Below are 25,801 nucleotides of genomic sequence, written 5' to 3' on the forward strand. Positions count from 1 at the left end.
ACATTGTGAAGCAAGACACCAGCGGAAGCCGGCCGACGCCCACCCTGGAAATGGTGGCCGCGCTGGCCGGCGTCTCCCGTGCCACCGTGTCCCGCGTGGTCAATGACGTGCCGAGCGTGGATGAGGACATCGCCGCCAAGGTGCGCCAGGCGATTCTCGCCGTCAACTACACACCCAACCGGGCTGCCCGTTCGCTGGCAAGCAGGCGCCCCAACTCCGTGACGCTCATTGTGCCCGAGTCCACCTCCAAGGTCTTCGCGGACCCGTTCTTCGCATCAGTGGTCCAGGGCGTGGCGCTGTACCTGGCGGACACGGATTACACCCTGAACATGGTCATCGCCTCCGAAGCCAAGCCGGAGAAAACCAGGGCCTTCCTGCTTGGCGGGAACGTGGCCGGTGCCCTGGTGGTGTCCCACCACGCAGGGGACCGGTCCTGGACCCACCTCAGCGATTACATCCCCATGGTGTTCGCGGGCAGGCCACTGGGCGAAAGCGCCAGCTACTACGTGGATGTGGACAACGAGGCTGCGGCGGCAGGAGCCACCAGGGTGCTGATTGAGAGCGGGCGAACCAATATCGCCACCATCGCCGGCCCCCAGGACATGCCGCCGGGCATCGACCGCGTCAACGGGTGGAGGGCGGCCATGGCGGAGGCCGGGCTGGATGATTCCCGGGTTGAGTACGGTGACTTCACCCTGGCCTCCGGGGCCAAGGCGATGCGCCGCCTCCTCGGCAGCGGGAAGCCGGTTGACGGTGTGTTCGTGGCCAACGACCAGATGGCCGCCGGTGCCTACACAGTGCTGCAGGAACGGGGGCTGCGCATACCCGAGGATGTGGCCGTGGTTGGCTTCGACGACGATTCGTTCGCCACTTCAGTCAATCCCCAGCTGACCACGGTGCACCACCCGATTATCGAGATGGGCAAGAAGATGGCAGAAATCCTGGTGGACCTCATCGAGGGGAAAGACACAGCACGCGTCACGCAGATTCCTACGTCACTCGTGATCCGGGAGTCCGTCTGATGGAGTACACCAACCCGGGCGGGCAGGCGCCGCAGAGTGGCCGGACCCTCCGCTGGGGCATTGTGGCCACAGGGCGGATCGCGCATAAGGTCACCCGTGACCTCGCCCGCCTTGAAGATGCCCAACTCCAGGCAGTGAGTTCGCGCAGCCAGGGCTCAGCCCGGGCATTCGCGGAAGAACACGGCTTCGCGGCCAGCTACCATGACGGTCCCTCCGGATCCGGGTACCAGCAGCTCTTTGCCGATCCCGGCGTGGACGTGGTGTATGTTGCCACGCCCCATGCGCAGCACTTCGAGGTTGTCCGTGCCGCGCTGGAAGCCGGAAAACACGTCCTCTGCGAGAAGCCCTTCACGATCAACGCCAGCGAAGCCCGGGAACTGGTCCAGCTGGCAGGGGAGCGCAACCTGTTCCTGATGGAGGCCGTCTGGACGCGCTTCCTGCCCGCAACCCGCCGTGCCCTGGAGCTGATCCGCGGCGGCACCATTGGAACGGTGCGCTGGGTCCAGGCTGATCTGGGCTTTCCCGCAGCCTATGATCCTGCGGACAGGCTATGGGACCCTGCGGCCGGCGGCGGTGCACTCCTGGACCTCGCGGTCTACCCGTTGACCTGGGCAGTTGCGGCACTTGGCTTCCCCCAAAGGCTCACGGCCCAAGGCCACCTGAACCAGGACGGCGTAGATGTCCAAAACACCCTCACACTCGAGTACCCGGAGGGGGCTGCAGCCCAGCTCACTTCCTCGCTCCGGGCTGCCGGTCCCGGCATGGCAACCATCAGTGGAACAGGAGGCTGGATACGGACCGGGTCCCCGCTCTATAACCCGCGCACGCTGGAGATCTGCGGACTGGACGGCAGGATCGAGGTGGAGGACTTCCACGAAGAAGCCGAGGGCTTCATCCACGAACTGCGCGAAACAGCCCGCTGCATCCGCGCCGGCCTGCAGGAAAGCCCGCTGATGCCCTGGACCGAAACCGTGCAGGTGATGGAGCTGCTGGACCAGGCCCGGGAACAGTTGGGCCTGCGCTATGCGAACGATGTGCGGGAGGCCAGCACCTAGAGCGCGGGCAGCACGTCCCGGGCTTCGCGGGCATCCATCCCCGTGGCCTCCAGCAGGTCCACCATCAGCGGCCGGTACAGCATCACCACCGTCTCGCCCTCAAGCCGCTGCACCTCCAGCAGCTTGGGATGCAGGCGCAGGGCGATCTCGCTCAGGTCCTGGCGGGCGCTCCGCAGGTGGGCGCGGCGGACGCCGTCGTGCGTTTCTGCCAGCCCCAGCGAAAGCTCATCAATGGCGGCAGCGGTCTCCTGCAGCACCTCCGCGATGTTTTCTGTTGCCTCGTCCGACAACGCCGCGTGGTTGATAGCGCTGGTCAGGCGGCGGGCGAACACCCGGCTGTTCCGCAGCGCCAGGTCAATGAAGTCGAGCGACTGTTTGAGCCGGTCCAGCTCGTACCGGTGCCTCCTGTAGGCGGGCGCCAGGGTGGCCACCTCTCCCGAAGCCCGCAGGGACTGGCGCATCCCGTCCACCAGCGGCTGGCAGTTCCTGCCCCGGATGAGGGCGTGCCACGCCTGGGTGGAGTCGCTGTTGACGAGTGCGCCGGCGCACTCGCGCAGCACCTCGGCCAGCTCATGCAGCAGCTTCTGGACGTCCTTGCGGGGTTCACGGCGGGGGTCCTTGGGGGCCAGGATGGTCACCAGCAGGGCGAAGAGTCCGCCCACTACGGCATCGATGCTCCTGGTAAACGGACCACCCGACGGTGCGGGCAGCAGCACCACCAGCAGCGACTGCAGGGCCAGTTGGGTGGTGAAGATGTTCCCGCTGTCCAGGAACCTGGCGAGCAGGATGGAAAACAAAAGGACGACGGCGGCCTGCCAGATTCCGGCGCCCAGCCAGTGCAGGAGCAGGTCGCCCACCGCGATGCCGATGGTGCAGCCCAGGCCCACCTCCAGTACCCGCCGCAGGCGGGGTTCCCGGGAGAAACCAAGCGCGATCAGCGATGATGTAGCCGCGAAGAGGGGGCCGGAGTGGCCCAGGACGTATTCAGCGAAGGCGTACGCGCCTACGGCACAGACCGTCATCTGGATGGCCGGAACCAGCGAGTTACGGCTCCGGATCATGCCGGTGCGGAAGCGGCCGCGCAGGAACCGCCTGCCTGCTGAAAGTCCTGCTGCGGGAGCCATGCCGTCCAGTCTATTGCTGGCAGGCACATTTCCCTTGGCGCCCTCTCTGGCGCCGCTGCACTACGGCCGGACATGTGATCTGCGCAATGGTGACCGGGCATTTGTCAGCCAATATCCCGCCGTCGTTAATCCTCCGTTCACTTTGGTCCGCCCATCCCGTTACCTGCGGGGCTTAACTTCGTTGAAGGTACAAAACCTACGCATCGCGCAGCAGGGTTCTCCGTCCTGCAGCGCACCTGAATATCCCTGGAAGGGGTACATCTAGTGAAGGCACTCCGCTTCGGCCGCCACGCGGCTATCGCTGTTCTTGCAGTCGGCGCACTCGCGCTTACGTCCTGCGGTTCAGACAACGCCACGGGGACCGCTCCGGCAGGCACCCAGACTTCAGGTTCCAATGTCACCGGCACGCTGACCGGCATCGGCTCCTCCGCGCAGGGCGCGGCCATGGACGCCTGGAAGACCGAGTTTGCCGCCGCAAACTCCGGCGCCACCGTGCAGTATTCACCGGATGGCTCCGGTGCAGGCCGCAAGGCGCTGCTGGATGGTTCCGCACAGTTCGGCGGTTCCGACGCCTACCTGAAGGACGAGGAATACGCGCAGTCCCAGGAGACGTGCGGGCCTGATGGCGCCCTCAATATCCCGGTCTACATCTCACCGATCGCCATCGCGTTCAACCTGCCCGGCATCACCGAGCTGAAGCTGGATGCGGCCACCGTGGCCAAGATCTTCCGCGGCGAGATTGCCAATTGGAACGACCCCGCCATCGCAGCGCTCAACGAAGGTGTCAGCCTTCCGGACCTCAAGGTCACCCCCGTGAGCCGCTCCGACGATTCCGGCACCACCACCAACTTCACCGACTACCTGGCTGCTGCTGCACCCGAGGCCTGGACTGACAAGGCATCCGGTGTATGGCCTGCATCCCTGCAGGGCGAGAACGCCAAGGGTACGTCCGGTGTGGTCAAGACCGTCACTGACACCCCCGGTGCAATCACCTACGCGGACGACTCTGCGGTCAGCGGAACCCTCGGCGTTGCACAGATCAAGGTGGGCGAAAGCTTCACCGAGATTTCGGCAGAAGCCGCAGCCAAGGCAGTGGATGCGGGCACGCCGGTTGAAGGACGCTCCGCCAACGACTTGTCCATCAAGCTGGACCGCAAGACCACCTCTGAGGGCGCGTACCCGATCGTCCTGGTCTCCTTCCACGTCGTGTGCTCAACCTACGAAAGCCAGGAAACCGTTGACCTGGTCAAGGCCTTCGAAACCTATGTAGTCTCCGAGGAAGGCCAGCAGGCCGCCGCAGATTCGGCAAAGTCTGCTCCGCTGTCCTCTGACCTGGCAGAGAAGGCAACCAAGGCCATCGAGTCCATCAAGGTCAAGTCCTAAGTACCGCACCGAACCCGGGTTCCCCGCCTGCCGAGAGGCAGTGCGGGGAACTTCGGTTTGAACGCAGCATCTTTCAGTGTCAGTAAACGATCGAAGGGCCGTCGAATGACCGCCACCACCTTGACTGGTAACCAGGGCGCTGGCCGCGCCGGGGACAAGATTTTTTCCGGTGCCGCCATGGCCGCCGGTTGCCTTATCCTTGCCGTCCTCTTCGGCGTCGCACTCTTCCTGGTAGTCCAGGCCATCCCGGCACTCACCGCACCCGCCGCCGAGATCCAGGGCGGGGAAGGCTTCTTTGCCTACATCTGGCCTATCGTCATCGGCACGCTCATCGCAGCAGCCATTGCACTGGTGATCGCGACCCCGATCGCGATCGGCGTGGCTCTTTTCATCTCCCACTTCGCGCCCCGCGGACTGGCCGCCGGACTGGGATACCTTGTGGACCTCCTCGCAGCTATTCCGTCCGTGGTCTACGGCGCGTGGGGAGCTGCCTTCCTGGCAAAGGAAATCTCGCCGGCCTACAACTGGCTCGCCGCGAACATGGGCTGGCTGCCTATCTTCCAGGGACCTGCCTCCGCGACGGGCAAGACCATCCTTACCGCGGGCATCGTGCTCTCCGTCATGGTGCTTCCCATCATCACCTCACTTTCCCGGGAAATCTTCCTGCAGACCCCAAAACTGCATGAGGAAGCGGCGCTCGCGCTGGGTGCCACCCGCTGGGAAATGATCAAGATGTCCGTCCTGCCCTTCGCACGCCCCGGCATCATCAGCGCCGTCATGCTTGGCCTGGGCCGGGCCCTGGGCGAGACCATGGCCGTGGCCCTGGTGCTCTCCTCCGGCGCCCTCACGGCCAGCCTGATCCAGTCCGGAAACCAGACCATCGCCGCTGAGATCGCCCTGAACTTCCCGGAGGCCAGCGGGCTCAAGGTCAGCACCCTGATCGCCGCAGGCCTGGTCCTGTTCGTCATCACCCTGGCCGTGAACATGATCGCGCGCTGGATCATCACCCGGCACAAAGAATTCTCGGGAGCCAACTAAATGACCTCCACGCTTACCCCCGTGCGCAGCAAGCGCTCGGCACTCACCAAGGGGCAACTGCCCAAGTACGCCCCCTACGTGGTCCTGGCCGCAGCGTTGATCGCCGGCGCAGCGATCCTGGCGCTGGTGGGCTTCAACGCATTCGGCTGGGGAATCGTCTCGGCGATCCTTTTCGCCGTCGGACTGGTGTCCTGGAGCGCCGCCGTCGAAGGCTCCCGCAAAGCCAAGGACAAGCTGGCCACCTGCCTGGTGGTGGGCTCCTTCCTCATTGCACTGCTCCCGCTCTTCTCGGTGATCTGGACTGTCCTGGTCAACGGAATCCCCGGCCTTCTGGCACCCGGATTCATGACCACCTCCATGAACGGCGTCACCGGAGTCTTCGACAACCGTGCAGTTGAGGATGGCGCACCGGTCATCGGCGGCATCTACCACGCGCTGCTGGGAACCATCCAGATCACCCTGCTGGCCACCATTATCTCCGTGCCGGTGGGGCTGCTGACCGCCATTTACCTGGTGGAATACGGCAACGACGGACGCCTGGCCCGCGCCATCACGTTCTTCGTGGACGTCATGACCGGCATCCCCTCCATCGTGGCGGGCCTCTTCGCGGCGGCCTTCTTCTTCGCCGTGGTGGGCCCGGGAACCAAAACCGGCGCCGTGGCCGCCGTCGCGCTTTCCGTGCTGATGATCCCGGTGGTAGTGCGTTCCAGCGAGGAAATGCTGAAGATCGTCCCCAACGAACTGCGCGAAGCGGCGTACGCCCTGGGCGTGCGCAAGTGGCGCACCATCCTCAAGGTGGTGATTCCGACGGCGATCTCCGGCATCGCGTCGGGCGTCACCTTGGCGATCGCCCGCGTTATTGGCGAGACGGCGCCCATCCTGGTCACCGCAGGGTTTGCCACCAGCATCAACTCGAACGTGTTCAGCGGCTGGATGGCGTCGCTGCCCACCTTCATCTACACCCAGATCCTGAACCCCACCTCGCCGGCGAACCCCGACCCGTCGTCGCAGCGCGCCTGGGGCGCCGCTTTGGTGCTGATCATCCTGGTGATGGTCCTCAACCTCGCGGCACGGCTCATTGCCAGGATCTTCGCCCCCAAGACCGGCCGCTGACGGCCGGGCTTCCCCGCCCCCTTCCGGTCCCGCGGTCCGGATGCCAGACTTCAATTCATACCCAGTTAGTGAAGGAACACCATGTCTAAGCGCATCGACGTCAAGGACCTGAATGTCTACTACGGCGATTTCCTTGCCGTGGAGGACGTCACCATCAACATCGAGGCCAAGTCCGTTACTGCTTTCATCGGCCCCTCGGGCTGCGGTAAGTCCACGTTCCTGCGGACACTGAACCGCATGCATGAGGTCCTCCCCGGTGCCCGTGTGGAAGGCGAGGTCATGCTGGACGGGGACAACCTCTACGGCCCTGGCGTGGACCCCGTCACCGTCCGCTCGCAGATCGGCATGGTGTTCCAGCGGCCCAACCCGTTCCCCACCATGTCCATCCGCGACAACGTGCTGGCGGGCGTGAAGCTGAACAACAAGAAGATCTCCAAGGGTGAGGCCGATGTCCTGGTGGAACGCTCCCTGAAGGGTGCCAACCTGTGGAACGAGGTCAAGGACCGCCTGGAGAAGCCCGGCTCCGGCCTCTCCGGCGGCCAGCAGCAGCGGCTTTGCATTGCCCGGGCCATCGCCGTGGAACCGCAGGTGATCCTCATGGATGAGCCGTGTTCTGCCCTGGACCCCATCTCCACGCTGGCCATTGAAGACCTCATCAATGAGCTCAAGGACCAGTACACCGTGGTGATCGTCACCCACAACATGCAGCAGGCAGCCCGGGTTTCGGACCGCACCGCCTTCTTCAACATCGCAGGCACCGGCAAGCCCGGCAAGCTCATTGAGGTGGGGGACACCCAGACCATCTTCAGCAACCCCGTCCAGAAGGCCACTGAGGACTACGTCTCCGGCCGGTTCGGGTAAAGCCACAGATGCAGGTGGCCCTCGGGGAGGGGCACGGGCCCGCTGCGGTGCAGATTCAAGGTTCGAAAAAGGCTGCTGGCCAGAAGCCCAAGCATTTAGTACGCTGAACTAGATACTTTGGAAACTAGTAAATAGCATGCTTAGGAGTTTTCCCTTGACGCAGATGGCAACCGGCCGCAGAGGCCGCCAGCTTGGAGTTTCCAGGCCCGGGACCGCGGATGCCGTCCAGAAGAACGATCCCCTTGAGCATCTGTACACCGCTGCCCCTGTGTCTCTCGAGGGCACGGGGGCTCCGGTTTCTTCCGGCGACGCCGGGCTGGCCGCAGCTCCTGCGTCTCTCGCCGGATCCGCCGTTGCGGCCGGTGAGGACTACGTTTCCGCGGTATGGCGCACCAGCTCGTACCTGGAAACCGTCCAGTGGGAGCTCGACGTCGCCCACGAGTCGCTCAGGCAGGCCATCCGGCAGGCGGCGAGCCACGGGGTGGACCAGGGTGCGCTGCTCCAGGCGGCGAACATGACGCCGGAGGAGCTGGCAACAGCCCTGCTGGACAGCCCTCCTGTGTTTCCCGCAGTCACGTAGGTCATGCTGCGGAGGCGTGCTGCTACTCCGGGACTTCCAGCTGGAAGCCGCACCGGCACCGCAGGACCCGCGTTGGCAGGCAGACCATGTTCAGGCTGCCGCCGTTGTTGCTGCTCCGGTAGCAAAGCCTTTCGATTTCCAGCCCCGCCTCCTTCAGCGGGAATCCACAGTGGATGTAGTCATCGCCGAACATGATGACCTTGGCCATCCAGCGGACCTGGTGGAGGGCCGCGGCAACATCCCCCGCGTAGGCGAGGTGCTCGCTGAACAGCCCGCAGTCGTTGCAGGTGTATGAGACGGTGACCAGGTCCCCGTTGGCTGCCCCCATCGCCCTGATTGCATGGATGGTCAGCTGGTGCTCCGTACCGCAGGTTTCGCAGCGCAGCTGGCGTGGCTGGGGTGGGGAGTGCCGGGGATTCGAAGTAGACACTATGCCTGCTCTTTTCCACAGTGTGCGTCCTGGCCGCCGATATGCTGCAGCGGCGTTGTCCGCGGCCGTGCACCCGGCGGCGGATGTTTGTCCCCTACTGCTGTTGTGGCTTCGGAATTGCTGGGGACCCACTTTCGAATCTACGTCACGGGACTTCGGCTGTACAAGGAAGTGGAGGCAACCGTAGTGAACCCGTAACCCGGGGCCGGTCCCGTGGACCTAGCGTGCGAACGGGGTCATCGCCAGCGCCAGCACAAACGCCAGTGCGGCCGTGGCCAGCGGGGTCAGCAACCAGAGCCCCACGATCCGGATCACCAGCTTCCGGTTCGTCACGGAGAAATGCTGGTTCTCGCCTGCGCCCAGGACCGCCGCGGTCACCGTGTGCGTGGTGGACAGCGGCCAGTGGAGCCCGATGGCGCCCACGAAGAGCATCACCGCGCTGAAGATCTGGGCCACCGAGCCCCGCAGGGGATCGATCCGGGTGATCTTGTACGCGATGGTGTGCGAGATCCGCCAGCCGCCGAACAAGGTCCCGGCAGCCATCATGACGGCGGACAGCAGTACCACCCACAGGGGTATGGTGCCGGGGTCGGCATACCCTGCCGCCAGCAGGGCCAGCAGCAGCACTGCGCTCACCCTCTGCCCGTCCTGCAGGCCATGCCCGAAAGCGACGGCCCCGGCAGCGATGGCCTGGCTCCGGCGGAAGCGGTGGTTGACCACGTTGGGCTGTGTGTGGCGCGCCGCCCACGTGGCCGGATACACCAGCATGAAGGCGCCGCTGTAGGCAACGAGCGGGGAGAGTACCAGCGGCAGCACCACCTGGAACAGCAGGGACTGGTCCACACCACCGACGCCGGTGCCGCCCACCGCCAGGCTGGCCAGTCCCGCCCCGGCCAGGCCGCCCACCAGGGCGTGCGTGGAGGAGGCAGGAATGCCCCGCCACCACAACAGGATTCCCCACGCGCAGGCGCTCGCCAGGCCGGCCACCAGGATGCTCAGGCCCCCGTTGCCCGGTGGAAGGCTGATCCAGGCCTGGCTGACGGCCACGGCCAGGCCTGCGCTGAGCAGGGCGCCCACAAAGTTGAAGAAGGCCGCCAGCAGCACCGCCACGCTGGGGGTGAGTGCCCGGGTCCGCACCGCAAGCGCCACGGAGGTGGAAGCATCACGGAAGCCATTGAGGAACGTAAACGCCGCGGCCAGCAGGACCACGAATCCGAAGATGACCGGAGTCACCTCAGGATTCCTTGACGATGATGCTGCCCACCTGGGTGGCGATACGCCGCATGTCCTTGGTGACTTCCACCAGCTGGTTGGCGATGTCCCGGTTACGGGAGTACTGGGCCCACTTCATGTCCTTGATCATGTCTGCCACCCACACCCGGTGCGTCCTCTCGGCGCGCTGGGCAAGGCGGAGGATTTCGATCCAGTAGTCCTCGAGATCGTCCAGGTTGTTGAGCCGGCGCATGGCATCCACTGTCAGTTCGGCCTGCCGGCTGATGATCTCCAGCTGGTCGGCCGCACGTTTGGGCAGCCGCTCCAGCTTGTACAGGGCCACCAGTTCGGCGGCCGCGTCCATCTTTTCCATTGCCTCGTTGAGGTACCGGGAGAGCGCATACATGTCCTCGCGGGGGAGGGGGTTCACGAAACTGGTGCGCATGTGCGTCAGGAGGGCGAAGTGCAGTTCAGCGGACTTGGCCTCGTGGTTGTGCATGTCCTCCACGAGCTTGCCGTGCTCGGCGGCGGGGACACCAAGGATTTCCGCCAGGGTGGCGCTGGCCAGCACGATCTGCTGGGCCAGCTGCGAAAGGAGGTTCAGCCCGGCGGGCTCCTGGGGAAAAAGGCGCAGCTTCACGTGTTTACCGGTCTCCGGGAAAAGTACAGGGCGGGAGGTTGCTGCCGTGTGACTTGACCCCGGCGGGCAACTGAGCCCAACTCTACCGGCCCGCGGCTGGGCACCTGTAAACAGCACTGCGAGGCCTCGGAAAAATGTGCCGGGAACCGGCCTGGGAGGTGCGGGAGGGGGAACCGGGCCGGGCGCCGGGCATGAAAATGGTGCCGAACCGGATACGCCTCTCGGCGGTAGGCCGCTCTAGGCGGCTAATTGTTGAAGCCCGGGGGTTTCGCGGCTCGGCACCGGTTTCAGTTTTCTACTTTGGCTGGCGCAAGTCAATCTTGACAGATGGGGCAAGGGCGGGGCAGCCGCCTGGTTCAGTCGAGTTCTCCCAGCCGCCACGCATTCGCGGCGTGCTCAAGGTCCTCTGCGGTCTTCACCAGCTGGTGCGAGTTCCGCGTGAGTTTGCTGGCGTGCGCCTCGTTGCCATGCTCGGCACCATCGGCGATGGTTGCCTGGCCGAGCGCGACAACCCGGCAAAACGCAGCGGAACGTTCCAGCGCAACGTCGAATTCGCCGTCGAACGCTCCGGAAAGGATGGCGTCCGCCATGCTCCGCATCTCATCGGCGCCCGGCGGCTCGGCCGCCCCGGCCACCACGTTGGATACCTGCGCGGTGTCCTTGCCGGCCCGGAAGTACACCGAGATGCGCTCCGGGTCCTGGACCGTGGCCGCGCGCAGGGCGTACAGGCGCCACAGGGCGCCGGGCAGTGAACGCGCCGGACTCTCCGCCCACATTTCCGCAATGGCTTCCAGCCCCTGCTCATCGGCAAGTTTCACCAGGCGCTCGGTGACCACGGGATCGTCGCTGTCACGGCCGTGGCGGACCAGTGCCTGGGCGGCAAGGTGGGCGGCCTCCGAGATGCGCGCGGGATCCGCGCCCCCGGCAAAGGGCTCGAAGTCGATGGGAGCGAAGGGCTTTGGCTTATGGTGCCGGTTCGCGCCGCCGTACTGGCTGGATCCTGCTTGCTCACTCATGCCCCCACGCTACTCCTGTGCCAAGGGGGAAATCGAGCGTCCGCCCTCCCCGCCGCCGCTGGATTCCGCGGCGGGCGGCTGACCGGGAGCTCCGTCCGAACCCGCCGGAACCATGGGTTAGAGTATTAACGTCCAGAAATGGATTGGGCCGGGTGGCCCGCACATACGCTGCGAACCCATCCGGCAGGGGCCTTTAGCTCAGTTGGTAGAGCATCGGACTTTTAATCCGTGGGTCGTGGGTTCGAGCCCCACAGGGCCCACTCTTTGAGAGAAGAGTGGTACGTCCCCGGCATCCTGGCGACAGGACGCCGGGGACGTTTTCTTTTCCCTGTCCCGCATCCGCAAACAAGCCAGGATCTCCAGTGTCCAGGCCAACCAGGGTATCCGGGCCAACCGGCGGGCAGAATGGGCACATGGCAAAAAGCAGCAAGGGGCGGATGCCGCGCCTGGAAGACGTGGCGGACCGGGCAGGCGTCTCCCACCAGACCGTCTCCCGGGTGATCAACAACCACCCTAACGTCAGCGCAGCGACGCGCGCCAAGGTTGAGGCGGCCATCGCCGAACTGGGGTACCGGCGCAACACCGCTGCCCGGAGCCTGGTGACAAGGCGCTCGCAGACCATCGGTGTCCTGGCCAGCGAACTGTCACAGTACGGGCCGGCCAACACCCTCCTGGGCGTGGAACAGGCGGCGCGGAACGCCGGCTACTTCGTCAGCATCGCCGCCCTGCGCGAGGTCAGCCGGGATGCCATTGCCGACGCCGTGAGCCACTTCATGGACCAGGCCGTGGACGGGATTGCGGTACTGGTGCCGCACTCGGACACCCTGCTTGCCCTGGATGAGATGCGGCTGCCTGTGCCCGTGGTGGCCGTGGGGTCCCTTGGCAACAGCAACGTCAGCGGGGCCATGGTGGACCAGCGCGGCGGCGCCCGGCTCGCCGTCGAACACCTTATCGGGCAGGGGCACCGCCGGATCGGGCACCTGGCAGGGCCCCCGGACTGGATCGACGGTTCGGAGCGTGCGGAGGGCTGGCGCGAGGCCCTCCTGGGTGCCGGGCTTAAGGACGACCTCCTGCTGCAGGGCGACTGGAGTGCCGGCAGCGGGTATGCCGCCGGCCGGAAGCTCGCCGCCGATCGCCGTGCCACGGCACTCTTCGTGGGGAACGACCAGATGGCCCTGGGCATGCTGCGCGCGTTCGCCGAAGCGGGGGTCAGGGTGCCCGACGACGTCTCCGTGGTGGGCTTTGATGACCAGCCGGAATCGGGGTACTTCACCCCGCCGCTCACCACGGTGAGGCAGGACTTCGAGGAACTGGGCCGCCGCTGCATGGACATCATGCTCAAGGAGATCGAGGCCGGTGCCGCGGCGAGCTCCACCGTGGTCACGCCGGAACTGGTCCTCCGCGCCAGCACTGCCCCGCCTGTGGAGGCCGCCCCGTAACCGCGGTCATGACGGGTGCCGGTGTCCGCCCCGGGGTCCGGCGCAAAAAAGTTTAAAAGAATTTCCATGCAAGTGCATCCAACTCCGATGCTGCGCCGGTAGTAGAGGTGTAAGCAAAAAATGCCCGCGAGGCGGGCCGATCAATGGAGATAGACATGCGCAACAGGATTTTCACAGCAGGCGCCGGTGCAGCGGCAATCGCAGCAGCCATCGCTCTCGCCGGCCCGGCCCAGGCTGCGGAGGGGGACGCCCAGCTGTCCGTCCTCCACGGTGTCCCCGGCCTGACCGTCGACGTCTGGGTCAACGGTGACCGGACCCTCGATGACTTCACCCCCGGCAGCCTGGCCGGCCCGCTGGCACTGCCGGCAGGAGCCTACGAACTCGCCATCACCGCCTCGGATGCCGCCGACGCTTCCGCGGCCGTCATCGGCCCCGTCAGTGTCACACTGGCCGCCAACGGCAACTACACCGCCGTTGCCAACCTCGATGCAGCCGGCAACCCCACTGCCAACCTCTTCACCAATGACGTCTCCCAGATCGAGGCAGGCAAGGGCAAGCTGACCGTCCGGCACACCGCTGCCGCTCCCGCCGTCGATGTCCTGGCAGGCGGTACCCCCGTCATTACCAACCTCGCCAACCCGAACGAGCAGACGCTGACGCTGGACCCCGGCACCGTTCCGGCAGCGGTTGCCGCCACCGGGACCACTGACCCGGTCATCGGCCCGGCCGACGTCACGATCGCCGAAGGCACGCACACCATCGTGTACGCCTGGGGCAGCCTCGCGGACTCGAACCTGCAGCTCGCCGTGCAGACCATCGAGGGCCTGCACTCCGCTCCGGGTTCAGTACCGGGTGCCCTTGACGGCTCCACCGTTGCCGCTCCGGCGGACTCCACCGCCCTCATGGTCGGCTTCGGCGCCGCAGCCCTGGCACTGCTCCTCGGCGGCGTGGGCGTAGCCCGCACCGTTTCCGCCCGCCGGGCAGAGTAGCACCACTGGCAGCCGCCCGGCGAGTGCCGGGCGGCTGCCGCTTTTCCCACCCCTGATGCAGGTCCCTTCCAAGGCCTGCCGAAAGAAAGGCCGGGCACAATGAAAGCCGGACACATGGAAACAGGTACGACGACGGCAGGGGAGTCCCGCCGTCGGTCCTCCGTTTTCCCGGGCGCGGGAGTCCTGCTTGCCGGGGCCCTGATGCTTTCCTCGTGCGCGGCCGCCCCTTCCCTGCCGGCATCATCCCCAGCCCCCCCTGCCAGCCAGGCAGCTGCCGCGCAGCCCGCCCAACCCGAAAGCCCGGCCCCGGAAAGCCCGGCGCCGGCAGCTGCAACGGCGCCCACCAGCCCGGCGGCAATCCCCGACATTCCCGTGCGTGCCGCCACCCCGGCTGCGGTGGTTGCGGCGCCGGTCCCGGTCTCCCTCGCTGTTGCCGGCACCCTCATCGACATGCCGGTGGTGCCGGTGGGGGTCTCCGATGGTGGAGCGATGGAAATTCCTGATGCGTTCGACCGGGCCGGCTGGTACCGTTTCGGCCCCGCGCCGGGTGCAGCGGCCGGCACCTCCGTGATCGCGGGGCATATCGACACGAAGTCGGACAATGCGCCGTTCTCCGCACTGAAGTCCGTGGCCGCGGGAACGCTGGTGCAGGTGGGCCGCGAGGGCGCGCCCGCCTTGAATTACCGCGTGGTGAGCGTTGAGCTGATGGCCAAGGACCGGTTCGACGGAAGCTCGGTGTTCCGGCGGTCCGGACCCCACGAACTTAAAGTCATTACGTGCGGCGGCGAGTGGCTGGACGAACGAATGGACTACAGCGACAATGTGATTGTCACCGCGGTCCTGGAGTGAGCGGTGATCCTGCCATGATTGTCGCCACCGACGCCGCGAAGGAGCCCCGTTTGGTACCTCCCGACCAGGCTCCGCCGGGGTGGGAAGACGGCCTGACGCCGTCCTTCCTGGCAGGCGATGAACATGCCCTGGCGGCCGCTTACCGGGAGTTTGCCCCGCTGGTCCACACCCTGGCGCTGCGTTCCCTGCCGGACCGTTCCGCGGCCGACGACGTCACGCAGGAGGTCTTCATCCGGGTGTGGCGCTCCCGGAGCACGTTCAATCCCCAGGTGGCCCGGCTGCCGGCGTGGATTGTCGGCATCACCCGGAACGTCATCTCGGACACCCTGTCGGCCTCGGCACGGGAAGTCAGGAAAGCCGTGGCTGTGGCCGGGGCCGGCATGGCCGACGAAGCGGGTACCGGCCATGAAGACGCCGAGCTCCTGGCTGACAGGCTTCTCCTGGACGGTGAGCTGGACCGGCTCGGCGAGCCCCAGGGTTCCATCATGAAGCTGGCCTTCTACGATGACCTGACGCACGAACAGATTTCAAGAAAACTCGGCCTGCCCCTTGGTACGGTCAAAAGCCATATCCGCCGCAGCTTGTCCCACCTGAGAAACAGATTGGAGGTAAACCATGCCGCATCCTGATCCGGAAGAGTTAAGCCTCCTCGCGCTGTACAAGGACTGGGAGGACGGCAATACCAGGGATCACCTGCAGGTTTGCCCTGAATGCGCGGCGGACTTTGCGGCACTGCGCCGCACCGTAGAGGCGGTCAAAACACCGCCCGAAACCGGCCGTCTTGAAGTGCCGGGCCCTGGTGTGTGGGCCGGGATCCACCGGGAGCTGGGGCTTTCCGAATCCGTGCACGACGATCCCCTGGCCGGCATCAGGGAACACTACGGCACTGTCCGGCCGGGATGGGCGCCGGGGGAAGCCGCTGCGGGTGACGTCGCAGGGGATGCCAGGAGCGGCGGGCAGGATGTGCGGCAGGCGGAACCCGCCGCGGAACGCGAAAGCCTCGCCGAGCCTGTGTCGCTGCAGGACAGGGCGGCGTCCCGTCCGGCCAAGCGGCGGTCCGCCGCATGGTGGCAGCGTCCAGGGCCGTGGATGGCCGCTGCCGCAGCTGCGGTCCTGGTGACTGCCGGAGCGGTGTGGTCCCTCAACCAGGCGCCCCGACCGCTGGCCGAGGCCGACCTGGCGCCGCTGCCCAAGTACTCCGCCGCCGGTTCGGCAAGGGTGGTGGAAGCCGCGGACGGCTCCCGTGCGTTGGAGGTCCGGCTCAGCAAGGACGAGGCGCAGGGCTACCAGGAGGTGTGGCTGATCGCGCCCGACCTCTCGCGCCTGGTCAGCCTGGGGGTCATGAACTCCGACTCCGGAACTTTCCAGTTGCCGGCCGGCCTGGAGATCTCGGAGTACCCGATTGTGGATGTCTCCGATGAACCTGTCGACGGCAACCCCGCCCACTCAAGCGTCAGCATCGCCAGGGGCACGCTCGCCACCTGACCTGCGTCTCCGCCGCATCACGGAAACCACCCTGGTCCATTGCGTGGTCACAGCTGCGGCTGCCAGCGCCGCGGCAACATGAAAGTGCAGCATCAGGTGCAGCGAGTGGGCGGCGCCTGAAGCCTCCGCGGTGGGCACGCCGGCATTAGGTGTTTCCGGGACAGGCGCCCCGCCGTGGTGGTCCGGGAGGGCGAAGCCGCTGGCAGTGGAAAACGAGGCAAAGGCCAGGTGGAGCAGCTGCTGCGCCACGCCGGCCGCCACCAGCACGGCCCATCCGGGAAAGCGGCGCCGCCCGGCCATCGCAGCGGCCATGCCCAGCAGGGCGGCCACAGCGATAAGGATGAGGATCGCTGGCGCCTGGCCGCCGGCGGCCAGATGGGCTGCCAGGCCCAGGCCCGTGGACACGGGGCCGGCTACCCACACGGGAAAGGGGTGCTGGGCTCCTGGCGCGGGAGTTTCCGTGTCCGCGGCTGCGCGTACGCCCTCCATGGTTTCCCCTCCCGTCGCAGCTTCTTCCAGTCTTCTTGCCCTTACCCAGGTTGGCGGCGGCCCAGTCGTTTGCAAATTGTCCAGTCTCCGGCGGGCTCTGCCCGAAGCTTGGCTGCCATCATTCCCGCCGCCTCCGTCCGGGCGCCGACATGGCTGTTGACTTCCATCTTGTTAGCGCTCACAATTAAGTGCAGGCCGCGAAGTGGCGGCAGCTATGGAGGAAGTTTCTTATGGACGCAGTGGACGCTCCGGACTCGTTTGTCATCGGCGTGGATTATGGAACACTGTCGGGCCGCGCCGTGGTGGTGCGGGTGCGCGACGGCAAGGAGCTCGGCAGCGGTGTGTACGACTACCCGCACGCCGTGGTGACTGATGTCCTGCCGGAAGATGTGGCAGGCCGGGGTGCCGACGGCCAAGCCGTCCGCCTCCCTGGGGAATGGGCCCTTCAGGTGCCGAACGACTACCGCGGCGTCCTGCGCCACGCGGTTCCCGCCGCCCTGGCGGAGGCGGGGATCGACTCGGCCGCCGTCGTCGGAATTGCCACGGACTTCACCGCCTGCACCATGGTGCCGGTCACGTCCGACGGCACCCCGCTGAGCGAGCTGGACCGCTTCCGGAACCGCCCCCACGCGTACGTCAAGCTCTGGCGCCACCACGCGGCGCAGCCGCAGGCCGACCGGATCAACCAGCTGGCAGCCGAACGCGCCGAAAATTGGCTGCCGCGGTACGGAGGGCTCATTTCCTCCGAGTGGGAGTTCGCCAAGGGCCTGCAGCTGCTTGAGGAAGACCCCGAGGCCTACGCCGAGATGGACCACTGGGTTGAGGCTGCCGACTGGATTGTCTGGCAGCTGTGCGGCCGGTACGTCCGCAACGCCTGCACGGCCGGGTACAAAGGCATTTACCAGGACGGCCGTTACCCCTCCCAGGACTTCCTGGCTGCACTGAACCCGCAGTTCAAGGACTTCGTCAGCGCCAAGCTCGAGCACACCATTGGCCGGCTCGGTGACGCCGCCGGGTACCTCACCGCCGAGGCCGCCGCCTGGACCGGACTGCCGGAGGGCATCGCCGTGGCTGTGGGCAACGTGGACGCCCACGTCACCGCGCCGGCGGCAAAGGCAGTCGATCCCGGCCAGCTGGTGGCCATCATGGGTACCTCCACCTGCCACGTCATGAACGGCACCGAGCTGCGCGAAGTGCCCGGCATGTGCGGTGTGGTGGACGGCGGGATCGTGGACGGGCTCTGGGGTTATGAAGCCGGCCAGTCCGGCGTCGGCGACATCTTCGGCTGGTTCACCAAGTATGGCGTGCCCCCCGAATATCACCGTGCCGCCGGGGAAGCCGGCCTGGGCATCCACGAATACCTCACCGACCTGGCATCCCGCCAGGCTATCGGCCAGCACGGACTCATCGCCCTGGACTGGCACTCGGGCAACCGCTCCGTGCTGGTGGACCACGAGCTGTCCGGGATCGTGGTGGGGCAGACGCTGGCCACCCGTCCCGAGGACACCTACCGCGCCCTGCTCGAAGCCACGGCCTTCGGCACCCGCACCATCGTGGACGCCTTCCGCAGCTCCGGCGTCCCCGTAAAAGAGTTCATCGTGGCCGGCGGCCTGCTCAAGAACCCGCTCCTGATGCAGATCTACGCGGACGCCACGGGCCTGCAGCTCTCAACCATCGGCTCTGCCCAGGGACCGGCGCTCGGCTCGGCCATCCACGCGGCCGTCGCCGCCGGAAAGTACACGGACATCCGGGAGGCCGCTGCCGCCATGGGTTCCGAACCCGGCGAGGTGTACACCCCCATCCCGGAAAACGTGGCCGCCTACGAGGAGCTCTTCCAGGAATACAAGACGCTCCACGACTACTTCGGCCGCGGCAGCAACGATGTGATGCACCGGCTCAAGGCCATTCAGCGCAGGGCTGCCGGAGCAGTGCTTCCCGGAACCACGGCAGGATCCACGGTCCGCGCCACGGCAGGGGTGCCCGCGTGAGCGCCGGAGCAGTAATCCTGGAAACCATCGCCCGCGTCAGGGAAGAAGTGTGCGCCCTGCACGCCGAGCTGACACGCTACGAACTGGTGGTGTGGACCGCCGGCAACGTCTCGGCCAGGGTTCCCGGCCACGACCTCATGGTCATCAAGCCCTCCGGCGTCTCCTACCAGGACCTGACGCCGGAACAGATGGTGGTCACCGATCTCTACGGCGTGCCCGTGGACGGCGACGCAACAGGTGAGTGGGGCAACCCGGAGCTGTCGCCGTCGTCGGACACGGCGGCGCATGCCTACGTCTACCGGCACATGCACGAGGTGGGCGGGGTGGTGCACACGCACTCCACCTACGCCACCGCCTGGGCCGCCCGCGGCGAAGCCATCCCGTGCGTGCTCACCATGATGAGCGACGAGTTCGGCGGCAGCATCCCGGTGGGTCCGTTTGCGCTGATCGGCGACGACTCGATAGGCCACGGCATCGTGGAGACGCTCAAGAATTCCCATTCGCCGGCCGTGCTGATGCAGAACCACGGGCCGTTCACCATCGGCAAGGACGCAAAGTCCGCGGTGAAGGCAGCCGTGATGTGCGAGGAAGTGGCACGCACCGTCCACATCGCCCGGCAGCTTGGCGAACCCCTTGCCATCGACCAGGGCCACATCGACTCCCTCTACGCCCGCTACCAGAACGTCTACGGCCAGTAGTCGGCCGCAGCACCTTCCCAGAACTTTCGCAGGAGAAAAACCATGAGCACCGCAGCAAACACTTCCCTTGACGGCTACGAGGTCTGGTTCCTCACCGGCAGCCAGCACCTCTACGGCGAGGATGTCCTCAAGCAGGTGGCCGCCCAGTCCCAGGAGATCGCCAACCACCTCAACGCTTCTTCCGCCGTTCCCGTCAGGATCGTCTGGAAGCCGGTGCTGACGGACTCCGACGCCATCCGCCGCACCGCGCTTGAGGCCAACTCGGATGATTCCGTCATCGGCGTCACCGCCTGGATGCACACCTTCTCTCCGGCCAAGATGTGGATCTCCGGCCTGGACCTGCTCCGCAAGCCGCTGCTGCACCTGCACACGCAGGCAAACGTGGAGCTGCCCTGGGCGGACATTGACTTCGACTTCATGAACCTCAACCAGGCCGCCCACGGCGACCGCGAGTTCGGCTACATCCAGTCCCGCCTGGGCATTGCCCGGAAGACCGTGGTGGGGCACGTCTCCAACCCCGAGGTGGCCCGCCAGGTGGGTTCCTGGCAGCGCGCCGCCGCGGGCTGGGCCGCCGTCCGGACCCTGAAGCTGACCCGCTTCGGGGACAACATGCGCAACGTCGCCGTCACCGAAGGCGACAAGACCGAGGCGGAGCTGCGCTTCGGCGTCGCGGTTAACACCTGGTCGGTCAACGAGCTCGCCGACGCCGTGCACGGCGCTGCCGAGTCCGACGTCGACACGCTTGTTGCCGAGTACCAGGACCTTTACGACGTGGTTCCGGAGCTCCGCGCAGGCGCCGCCAGGCACGATTCCCTCCGCTACGGCGCCCGGATCGAACTGGGACTGCGCAGCTTCCTGGAAGCCAACGGCTCCGCCGCGTTTACCACTTCCTTCGAGGACTTGGGTGCGCTCCGCCAGCTCCCCGGCCTGGCCGTCCAGCGCCTGATGGCGGCCGGTTACGGCTTCGGTGCGGAGGGCGACTGGAAGACCGCCATCCTGGTCCGCGCCGCGAAGGTGATGGGTGCCGGGCTGCCCGGCGGCGCGTCCCTGATGGAGGACTACACTTACCACCTGGCGCCGGGCGCCGAGAAGATCCTGGGCGCGCACATGCTGGAGGTCTGCCCCTCGCTGACGGCCACGAAGCCCCGGCTGGAGATCCACCCGCTGGGAATCGGCGGCAAGGAAGACCCCGTCCGCCTGGTGTTCGACGCCGATGCCTCCCCGGGCGTCGTCGTGGCCCTTTCGGACATGCGGGACCGCTTCCGCCTGGTGGCCAACGCCGTCGACGTGGTCCCCCTGGACCAGCCGCTGCCCAACCTTCCCGTCGCCCGCGCGCTTTGGGAGCCCAAGCCTGACTTCGCCACCTCCGCCGCAGCCTGGCTTACCGCGGGCGCCGCGCACCATACCGTCCTGTCCACGCAGGTGGGCATGGACGTGTTCGATGATTTCGCGGAAATCGCCAAGACCGAACTGCTGACCATCGACGAGGGCACCACCATCCGGCAGTTCAAGAAGGACCTGAACTGGAACGCCGCCTACTACAAGCTGGCAGGCGGGATCTAGCCAACCCTAGGAGTTTTTGTCCAGATATGCCGACCTAATTGCCTCTCAAGCCTGCACATCTGGACAAAAACTCCAGGGTGGGGTGTTGGCCGAAGTCCGTGTTCAGTGCCCGAAGTGTGCGCGGGGCGGCCCTTCGGGCAGCTTGTCCAGGATGTCCTCGGCCACCCTGCGCACCTTGATGTTGCGGTGGCTTGACGCCTTGGCCAGGATGGAAAAAGCCTCGTGGTAGGAGCACCTGTTCTGGGCCATGATCACTCCGCAGGCGACATTGATGGAGGTCCGGCTGTCCAGGGCTGAGCGCAGGTCCGTGGCCGTGGACCTGGCTGAATGCAGGTTGACGGCCACTTCCAGGCTCTTTGCCGCCAGCCCGGCAAAGCCGCGGGCCTCCGCGATGACCTGCAGCGGGAAAGCCTTGGCGTCCTGGGCAAAAAAGGCCAGGGCGGCAGGTGTGTCAGCCGCGCCGGTTCCGTCGCCGTCGGCATCGGTTGCAACGCGAAGCCTGATCCCCATCGCGCTGCCGAACCCTGCCAGCTGCAGCTGCGTGGAATACCGCGGCCAGCGGAAATCCCCATTGCGCTGGAGCACGGCTACCGGATGGTGGCCGGCCAGCACCTCGTGCAGGGGGCCCTCCTCAGCGTGCTGCTCCCACTCCAGGAGCTCCACAACGTCGTTCGATGTGCCTGTGACGGCCGAATTCCTCTTCGCCTGGTGCACCACCACGCCGCATTCAATCTGCAGGCCCGTGGCCCTGACAATGGTCCGGACGGCTGCGGCGGCAAGCACATCCAGGGACTCGCGCAGGCTGTGCGTCCCGCTCACCAGATCGAGGAGGAGTCCGTCCTGGGTGCCGCTGTCCGCATGCCCGGCCTCGTCTGCCGTGGCGGGAGCTGACGGTCCGGGCTGGGCCGGACGATGGCCCGCGCCCTTCCGCACATGTAGAGGGCCGGCGACGGCTGGGGGAGAGGCCTTGGTCTCAAAGGCCTCCTCGTCGCCGGCCCCGTTTAGTACCCGTGCCCTGCGGGCCGGGAAAGCCGAACTTATGTTTTGTGCGTGCATTGCAGTCTCACACCCCCCTCGTGAGACAAGTACTACGAGTCAGACGACATCTTGTCTCTGAGAAGAACTTAGTTCGGCGATTCACCCCGGAGAATGCGTAAGGAGTACCCGACTTTCAGATTAGGTACTACTTGGAATCCGGCCGGCGTCCCCTTTTTCCTGTTGCCGCAGGTGGGCTGCGAATAGAACCGCGCAGTTCCCGGGCCTGCGTCCACTTCCGGTTTGCGTCCGGACCCTTGACTCCTGCCGCGGTAGCCCCAAGAATGTTTTCTATAACGTTGTACAAAATGAGAAACGAGGATGTTTTCGTGACCGCTGCAGAACCAGCCACCGCCAGGATCACCATGGACCCCGCCTTTACGGTGGGGCCGGTCCGGCGGCGCACTTTCGGTGCCTTCGTGGAGCACCTTGGCCGTTGTGTGTACACCGGAATCTTCGAGCCGGAGCACCCGACGGCCGACGAGGACGGCTTCCGGAGCGACGTGCTGGAACTGACCCGTGAACTCGGAGTGTCCACAGTCCGATATCCCGGCGGCAACTTCGTCTCCGGCTACCGCTGGGAGGACGGAGTTGGTCCCGCCGACAAACGTCCGGTACGGCTGGACCTCGCCTGGCACTCTACCGATCCCAACCTTGTGGGCGTGGACGAATTCGCCAAGTGGTCCGCCAAGGCCGGTGTCGAGCCCATGATGGCCGTGAACCTGGGCACCCGGGGCACGCAGGAAGCGCTTGATCTGCTCGAGTACTGCAACATTGACGGCGGCACGGCTTTCTCGGACCAGCGCCGGTCCAACGGTGCCGAGGAGGGCTACGGCATCAAGATGTGGTGCCTGGGCAACGAAATGGACGGCCCGTGGCAGATCGGCCACAAGAACGCCCTTGAATACGGGCGGTTGGCGGCAGACACCGCCCGCGGCATGCGGATGATCGAACCGGACCTGGAACTCGTGGCGTGCGGCAGTTCGGGGCCCACCATGGACACCTTCGGTGAGTGGGAGCGTGTTGTCCTCTCCGAGACCTACGAGCTGGTGGACCTGATCTCCGCCCACCAGTACTTCGAGGACTTCGGCGACCTGCAGGAACACCTCTCCGCCGGGCACCGGATGGAAACCTTCATCCACGACATCGTCAGCCACATCGACCACGTGAAGTCGGTGAAGAAGTCCACCAGGCAGGTCAACATCTCCTTCGACGAGTGGAACGTGTGGCACATGAGCCGCGACGAGTCCCGCGCACCCACCGGGAAGGACTGGCCGGTAGCCCCGGTCCTCCTCGAGGACACCTACACCGTGGCGGACGCCGTCGTCGTCGGGGACCTGCTGATCACCCTGCTCAAGAACACGGACCGCGTCCACTCAGCCAGCCTGGCCCAGCTCGTGAACGTGATCGCGCCCATCATGACCGAGCCCGGCGGCCGCGCCTGGAAGCAGACCACCTTCCACCCGTTCGCCCTCACGTCCCGCCACGCCTCCGGGACGGTGCTTCAGCTCGCCGTCGAATCCCCGCTGGCCAGCGGCGGCAAGACCACAGACTTCGCCGCCGTGTCCGCCGTCGCAACGTACGACGCCGGCAAGGGTGAAGCCGTGGTTTTTGCCGTCAACCGCTCCGCCGCGGATGCGCTGGGCCTGGACGCCGTGGTGTCCGGCCTGGGCAGCGTACGGGTACTCGAAGCGGTCACCTACGCCAACAAGGACCCGTACTGGCAGGCAACCGCTGATGATTCGACGTCGGTCCTGCCCACGGAAAACGTCACGGTCAAAACTGACGGCGGCAGGCTCACCGCGGACCTGCCGGCCGTGTCCTGGTCCATGATCCGGCTGGCAGTCAACCAGTAGCCCCGTCCCGGAGTTTTTGTCCAGATATGCCGAGATAAACGGCCCACAACCCTGCATATCTGGACAAAAACTCCCCCGGGGAGGGGAGGGTATGACGACGGCGGTCCTCCTCTGGGAGGATGGGCGGCATGGAACTGCACATCACGGGCGATCCCGCCGCGGACAAGTTGTTGAGCGAGGACGCCTTCGCGCTGCTGACAGGCATGCTGCTGGACCAGCAGGTGACCATGGAATCGGCCTTCGCCGGTCCGGAGAAAATCAGGACCAGGATCGGATCCGTGGAGCCCGGGGCCATCGCGTCCCAGGATCCACACGCTTTCGTGGAGATGTTCAAGGAACGGCCGGCCGTCCACCGCTTCCCCGGCTCGATGGCTGCCCGCGTGCAGGCGCTCGCCGAAACCGTGCAGAACGAGTGGGACGGCGACGCCACCGCCATCTGGACCAGGGGCAACCCGGACGGCGCCGAGGTGCTGCGCCGGCTGAAAGCCCTGCCCGGCTTCGGCGAGCAGAAAGCCAGGATCTTCCTTGCCCTGCTCGGCAAGCAGTGCGGACTGCAGGCGCCGGGGTGGCGTGAAGCCGCCGGCCACTACGGTGAGGACGGGTCGTATCTCTCCGTGGCCGACATTGTGGACCCGGAATCCCTCGCCAAGGTGCGGGCCAGCAAACAGGCAGCCAAGGCAGCCGCGAAAGCGGCGAAGGGCTGACCCGCAGTTTTTAGGTCTTTCCGCCGCGGGCGTGTGTGACCGGCGGTTTGCGGCATGGCCGCCAACGTCTGCAACGATGTATGGCAGGAACTGGCGGAACCACCTAAAGGAGCCACGATGGCGGTCACCATGAATGACGTTGCGCGGGCGGCGGGGGTGTCGCTCAAGACTGTCTCCAACGTGCTCAATGACTACGAGTTCATTCGCCCTGCCACCAAGAAACGGGTCCAGGACGCCATCGCAGAGCTGGGCTACGAGGCGAACCTGACAGCCCGGAGCCTGCGCTCAGGGAAGACCAGGATGCTGGGCCTGGTACTGTCCGACCTCTCAGCCCCGTACTACGCCGAACTTGCCTCCAGGCTGATGAAGGCCGCCTCCCGTCGTGGCTACCGGGTCCTGGTGGAACAGTCGGACGCGGTGGGTGAGGTGGAACTGAACGCACTGCAGGGCCCGTTCCGGCAGCTCACCGACGGCCTGCTGTTCACCCCGCTGGTCATCGACGCGGACGCCATCGCCGACCGCCTGGGCAAGAAACCCCTGGTCCTGCTGGGTGAACACATCCTGGACCCCCGGTTCGACTTGGTCACCATGAAGAACGGCGAGGCCGCTGCCGACCTGACCGCCCACCTGTTGGCGGGAGGCCGCCGCCGGATTGCCGTTATCGGTGCGCATCCGGAGGAGTCCGCCGGCAGCGCAGGCCTGCGGCTTAACGGTTACCGCAAGGCCCTTGATGAGGCCGGGGTCACTTTCAACCCGGAACTGATCGCCCCCTGCGAGTGGCGCCGTGACAACGGCGCCGCCGCCGTGGCCGGGTTGCTGGACGGCGGTGTGGAGTTCGACGCCGTGTTCGGCCTGAACGATGTCCTGGCGCTGGGTGCCATGCACGAACTGCTGATCCGCGGGTTCCGGGTGCCCCAGGATGTGGCGGTGGCGGGTTTCGACGACATCGACGAGGCCCGGTTCGCATCGCCTTCGCTGACCACCGTTTCCCCAGGCATGGAGGAGATCGCGGAACGCTCCATCGGCCTGCTGATCGACCGGATCGAGGGGCGCGAGGCGGGGGACCAGGCAGCGCACATCGAAGCCGGGTTCCAGCTGAAGGTCCGCGAGTCCGCACCCTAGGTTTCGCCCGCCGCTGGCTTTGAAGGGTCCCGCCGCTGAGTCTCCCCACCTTTTGGTGCGGACGACGGCGTGTCCCGGCGACGCGCCGTCGTCCTCCTGGGGCAGGGATA

The 25,801-nt window shown here is 66.3% G+C and carries 25 protein-coding genes and 1 tRNA gene; 19 read left to right on the top strand and 7 right to left on the bottom strand.

The features are described 5' to 3' along the window. Positions 1 to 5 precede the first annotated feature (5 nt). Complete coding sequence (locus IEX43_RS08290) at positions 6 to 1,022, top strand: LacI family DNA-binding transcriptional regulator (protein ID WP_104185657.1); 1,017 nt, start codon at positions 6 to 8, stop codon at positions 1,020 to 1,022. Continuing rightward, positions 1,022 to 2,077, top strand: a complete 1,056-nt coding sequence (locus tag IEX43_RS08295) for a Gfo/Idh/MocA family protein (RefSeq protein WP_188810036.1) — start codon at positions 1,022 to 1,024, stop codon at positions 2,075 to 2,077. Before IEX43_RS08290 ends, IEX43_RS08295 begins: the two co-directional genes overlap by 1 nt. On the opposite strand, the gene IEX43_RS08300 is transcribed toward IEX43_RS08295, so the two are convergent. After that, complete coding sequence (locus IEX43_RS08300) at positions 2,074 to 3,201, bottom strand: FUSC family protein (protein WP_104185655.1); 1,128 nt, start codon at positions 3,199 to 3,201, stop codon at positions 2,074 to 2,076. The two genes, IEX43_RS08295 and IEX43_RS08300, sit on opposite strands and share 4 nt — an antisense overlap. Before the next feature lie 264 nt (positions 3,202 to 3,465). Here IEX43_RS08300 and pstS point away from each other — a divergent pair, with 264 nt between their 5' ends. The 5 genes from pstS (at position 3,466) to IEX43_RS08325 (ending at position 8,176) form a co-directional block, all read left to right on the top strand. Continuing rightward, the gene (gene pstS / locus IEX43_RS08305; RefSeq protein WP_188810045.1) at positions 3,466 to 4,584 is read left to right on the top strand and encodes a phosphate ABC transporter substrate-binding protein PstS; all 1,119 of its coding nucleotides are present in this window, start codon (positions 3,466 to 3,468) and stop codon (positions 4,582 to 4,584) included. A gap of 105 nt (positions 4,585 to 4,689) precedes the next feature. Further along, entirely contained in the window at positions 4,690 to 5,622 is a 933-nt protein-coding gene (gene pstC, locus IEX43_RS08310; protein ID WP_104185653.1) for a phosphate ABC transporter permease subunit PstC, read from the top strand. Further along, positions 5,623 to 6,735: a phosphate ABC transporter permease PstA gene (gene pstA / locus IEX43_RS08315; RefSeq protein ID WP_188810047.1), complete on the top strand. Its 1,113-nt coding sequence runs from the start codon at positions 5,623 to 5,625 to the stop codon at positions 6,733 to 6,735. It begins immediately after the preceding gene. Positions 6,736 to 6,816: 81 nt separating this feature from the next. Continuing rightward, the gene (gene pstB, locus IEX43_RS08320; protein ID WP_188810048.1) at positions 6,817 to 7,596 is read left to right on the top strand and encodes a phosphate ABC transporter ATP-binding protein PstB; all 780 of its coding nucleotides are present in this window, start codon (positions 6,817 to 6,819) and stop codon (positions 7,594 to 7,596) included. 154 nt (positions 7,597 to 7,750) lie between these two features. Then, positions 7,751 to 8,176 carry a hypothetical protein gene (locus IEX43_RS08325; RefSeq protein ID WP_188810050.1) on the top strand — a complete coding sequence of 142 codons (426 nt, stop codon included), beginning with the start codon at positions 7,751 to 7,753 and terminating at the stop codon, positions 8,174 to 8,176. Between the two features lie 22 nt (positions 8,177 to 8,198). Here the strand turns inward: IEX43_RS08325 and IEX43_RS08330 are convergent, their stop codons facing one another. From IEX43_RS08330 to IEX43_RS08345, 4 genes are all read right to left on the bottom strand, one after another. After that, positions 8,199 to 8,606, bottom strand: coding sequence for a hypothetical protein (locus IEX43_RS08330; RefSeq protein ID WP_188810052.1), 408 nt, complete (start codon positions 8,604 to 8,606; stop codon positions 8,199 to 8,201). A 219-nt stretch (positions 8,607 to 8,825) separates the two neighbouring features. Continuing rightward, complete coding sequence (locus IEX43_RS08335) at positions 8,826 to 9,839, bottom strand: inorganic phosphate transporter (protein WP_188810054.1); 1,014 nt, start codon at positions 9,837 to 9,839, stop codon at positions 8,826 to 8,828. 1 nt (position 9,840) lies between these two features. Continuing rightward, the gene (locus IEX43_RS08340) at positions 9,841 to 10,458 is read right to left on the bottom strand and encodes a DUF47 domain-containing protein (protein ID WP_188810057.1); all 618 of its coding nucleotides are present in this window, start codon (positions 10,456 to 10,458) and stop codon (positions 9,841 to 9,843) included. A 356-nt stretch (positions 10,459 to 10,814) separates the two neighbouring features. Further along, on the bottom strand, positions 10,815 to 11,474 hold the full coding sequence (locus tag IEX43_RS08345; protein ID WP_066273207.1) for a hypothetical protein: 660 nt from the start codon (positions 11,472 to 11,474) through the stop codon (positions 10,815 to 10,817). Between the two features lie 187 nt (positions 11,475 to 11,661). On the opposite strand from IEX43_RS08345, the gene IEX43_RS08350 reads away from it, so the two are divergent. The 6 genes from IEX43_RS08350 to IEX43_RS08375 all read left to right on the top strand — a co-directional run bounded on the left by IEX43_RS08350 (position 11,662) and on the right by IEX43_RS08375 (position 16,236). Then, positions 11,662 to 11,734, top strand: a tRNA-Lys gene (locus IEX43_RS08350). Between the two features lie 153 nt (positions 11,735 to 11,887). Continuing rightward, on the top strand, positions 11,888 to 12,913 hold the full coding sequence (locus IEX43_RS08355; RefSeq protein WP_188810058.1) for a LacI family DNA-binding transcriptional regulator: 1,026 nt from the start codon (positions 11,888 to 11,890) through the stop codon (positions 12,911 to 12,913). A gap of 155 nt (positions 12,914 to 13,068) precedes the next feature. Continuing rightward, positions 13,069 to 13,902, top strand: a complete 834-nt coding sequence (locus tag IEX43_RS08360) for a DUF4397 domain-containing protein (protein ID WP_188810060.1) — start codon at positions 13,069 to 13,071, stop codon at positions 13,900 to 13,902. 99 nt (positions 13,903 to 14,001) lie between these two features. Beyond that, positions 14,002 to 14,751 (top strand): class F sortase, encoded by a 750-nt coding sequence (locus IEX43_RS08365; protein WP_229666366.1) that lies wholly within the window; start codon positions 14,002 to 14,004, stop codon positions 14,749 to 14,751. A gap of 14 nt (positions 14,752 to 14,765) precedes the next feature. Beyond that, positions 14,766 to 15,380, top strand: coding sequence for an RNA polymerase sigma factor (locus IEX43_RS08370; protein ID WP_229666381.1), 615 nt, complete (start codon positions 14,766 to 14,768; stop codon positions 15,378 to 15,380). Next, positions 15,367 to 16,236, top strand: a complete 870-nt coding sequence (locus IEX43_RS08375; protein ID WP_188810061.1) for an anti-sigma factor — start codon at positions 15,367 to 15,369, stop codon at positions 16,234 to 16,236. Before IEX43_RS08370 ends, IEX43_RS08375 begins: the two co-directional genes overlap by 14 nt. Here the strand turns inward: IEX43_RS08375 and IEX43_RS08380 are convergent. Further along, positions 16,198 to 16,725, bottom strand: a complete 528-nt coding sequence (locus IEX43_RS08380) for a hypothetical protein (protein ID WP_188810063.1) — start codon at positions 16,723 to 16,725, stop codon at positions 16,198 to 16,200. The two genes, IEX43_RS08375 and IEX43_RS08380, sit on opposite strands and share 39 nt — an antisense overlap. A 230-nt stretch (positions 16,726 to 16,955) precedes the next feature. Here IEX43_RS08380 and araB point away from each other — a divergent pair, with 230 nt between their 5' ends. Genes araB through araA form a run of 3 tightly spaced genes read left to right on the top strand, consistent with a single transcriptional unit; the run spans position 16,956 to position 20,974 of the window. Then, positions 16,956 to 18,713, top strand: coding sequence for a ribulokinase (gene araB, locus IEX43_RS08385; RefSeq protein WP_188810065.1), 1,758 nt, complete (start codon positions 16,956 to 16,958; stop codon positions 18,711 to 18,713). Next, entirely contained in the window at positions 18,710 to 19,411 is a 702-nt protein-coding gene (locus IEX43_RS08390; RefSeq protein ID WP_188810067.1) for an L-ribulose-5-phosphate 4-epimerase, read from the top strand. The genes araB and IEX43_RS08390 overlap by 4 nt, the downstream gene beginning before the upstream one ends. Before the next feature lie 42 nt (positions 19,412 to 19,453). Then, positions 19,454 to 20,974, top strand: coding sequence for an L-arabinose isomerase (gene araA / locus IEX43_RS08395; protein ID WP_188810069.1), 1,521 nt, complete (start codon positions 19,454 to 19,456; stop codon positions 20,972 to 20,974). A 102-nt stretch (positions 20,975 to 21,076) separates the two neighbouring features. Here the strand turns inward: araA and IEX43_RS08400 are convergent, their stop codons facing one another. Then, positions 21,077 to 22,030 (bottom strand): ANTAR domain-containing protein, encoded by a 954-nt coding sequence (locus IEX43_RS08400; RefSeq protein WP_188810071.1) that lies wholly within the window; start codon positions 22,028 to 22,030, stop codon positions 21,077 to 21,079. A 287-nt stretch (positions 22,031 to 22,317) separates the two neighbouring features. Between IEX43_RS08400 and arfA the strand changes: the two genes are divergently transcribed. The 3 genes from arfA to IEX43_RS08415 all read left to right on the top strand — a co-directional run bounded on the left by arfA (position 22,318) and on the right by IEX43_RS08415 (position 25,691). Continuing rightward, on the top strand, positions 22,318 to 23,865 hold the full coding sequence (gene arfA / locus IEX43_RS08405; protein ID WP_188810073.1) for an arabinosylfuranosidase ArfA: 1,548 nt from the start codon (positions 22,318 to 22,320) through the stop codon (positions 23,863 to 23,865). A gap of 119 nt (positions 23,866 to 23,984) precedes the next feature. Further along, on the top strand, positions 23,985 to 24,569 hold the full coding sequence (locus tag IEX43_RS08410; protein WP_188810075.1) for an HhH-GPD-type base excision DNA repair protein: 585 nt from the start codon (positions 23,985 to 23,987) through the stop codon (positions 24,567 to 24,569). A gap of 117 nt (positions 24,570 to 24,686) precedes the next feature. Continuing rightward, positions 24,687 to 25,691 (top strand): LacI family DNA-binding transcriptional regulator, encoded by a 1,005-nt coding sequence (locus tag IEX43_RS08415; RefSeq protein ID WP_188810076.1) that lies wholly within the window; start codon positions 24,687 to 24,689, stop codon positions 25,689 to 25,691. Positions 25,692 to 25,801: the final 110 nt, after the last annotated feature.

The sequence above is a fragment of the Pseudarthrobacter polychromogenes genome (assembly GCF_014644495.1).
GTDB lineage: Bacteria > Actinomycetota > Actinomycetes > Actinomycetales > Micrococcaceae > Arthrobacter > Arthrobacter polychromogenes.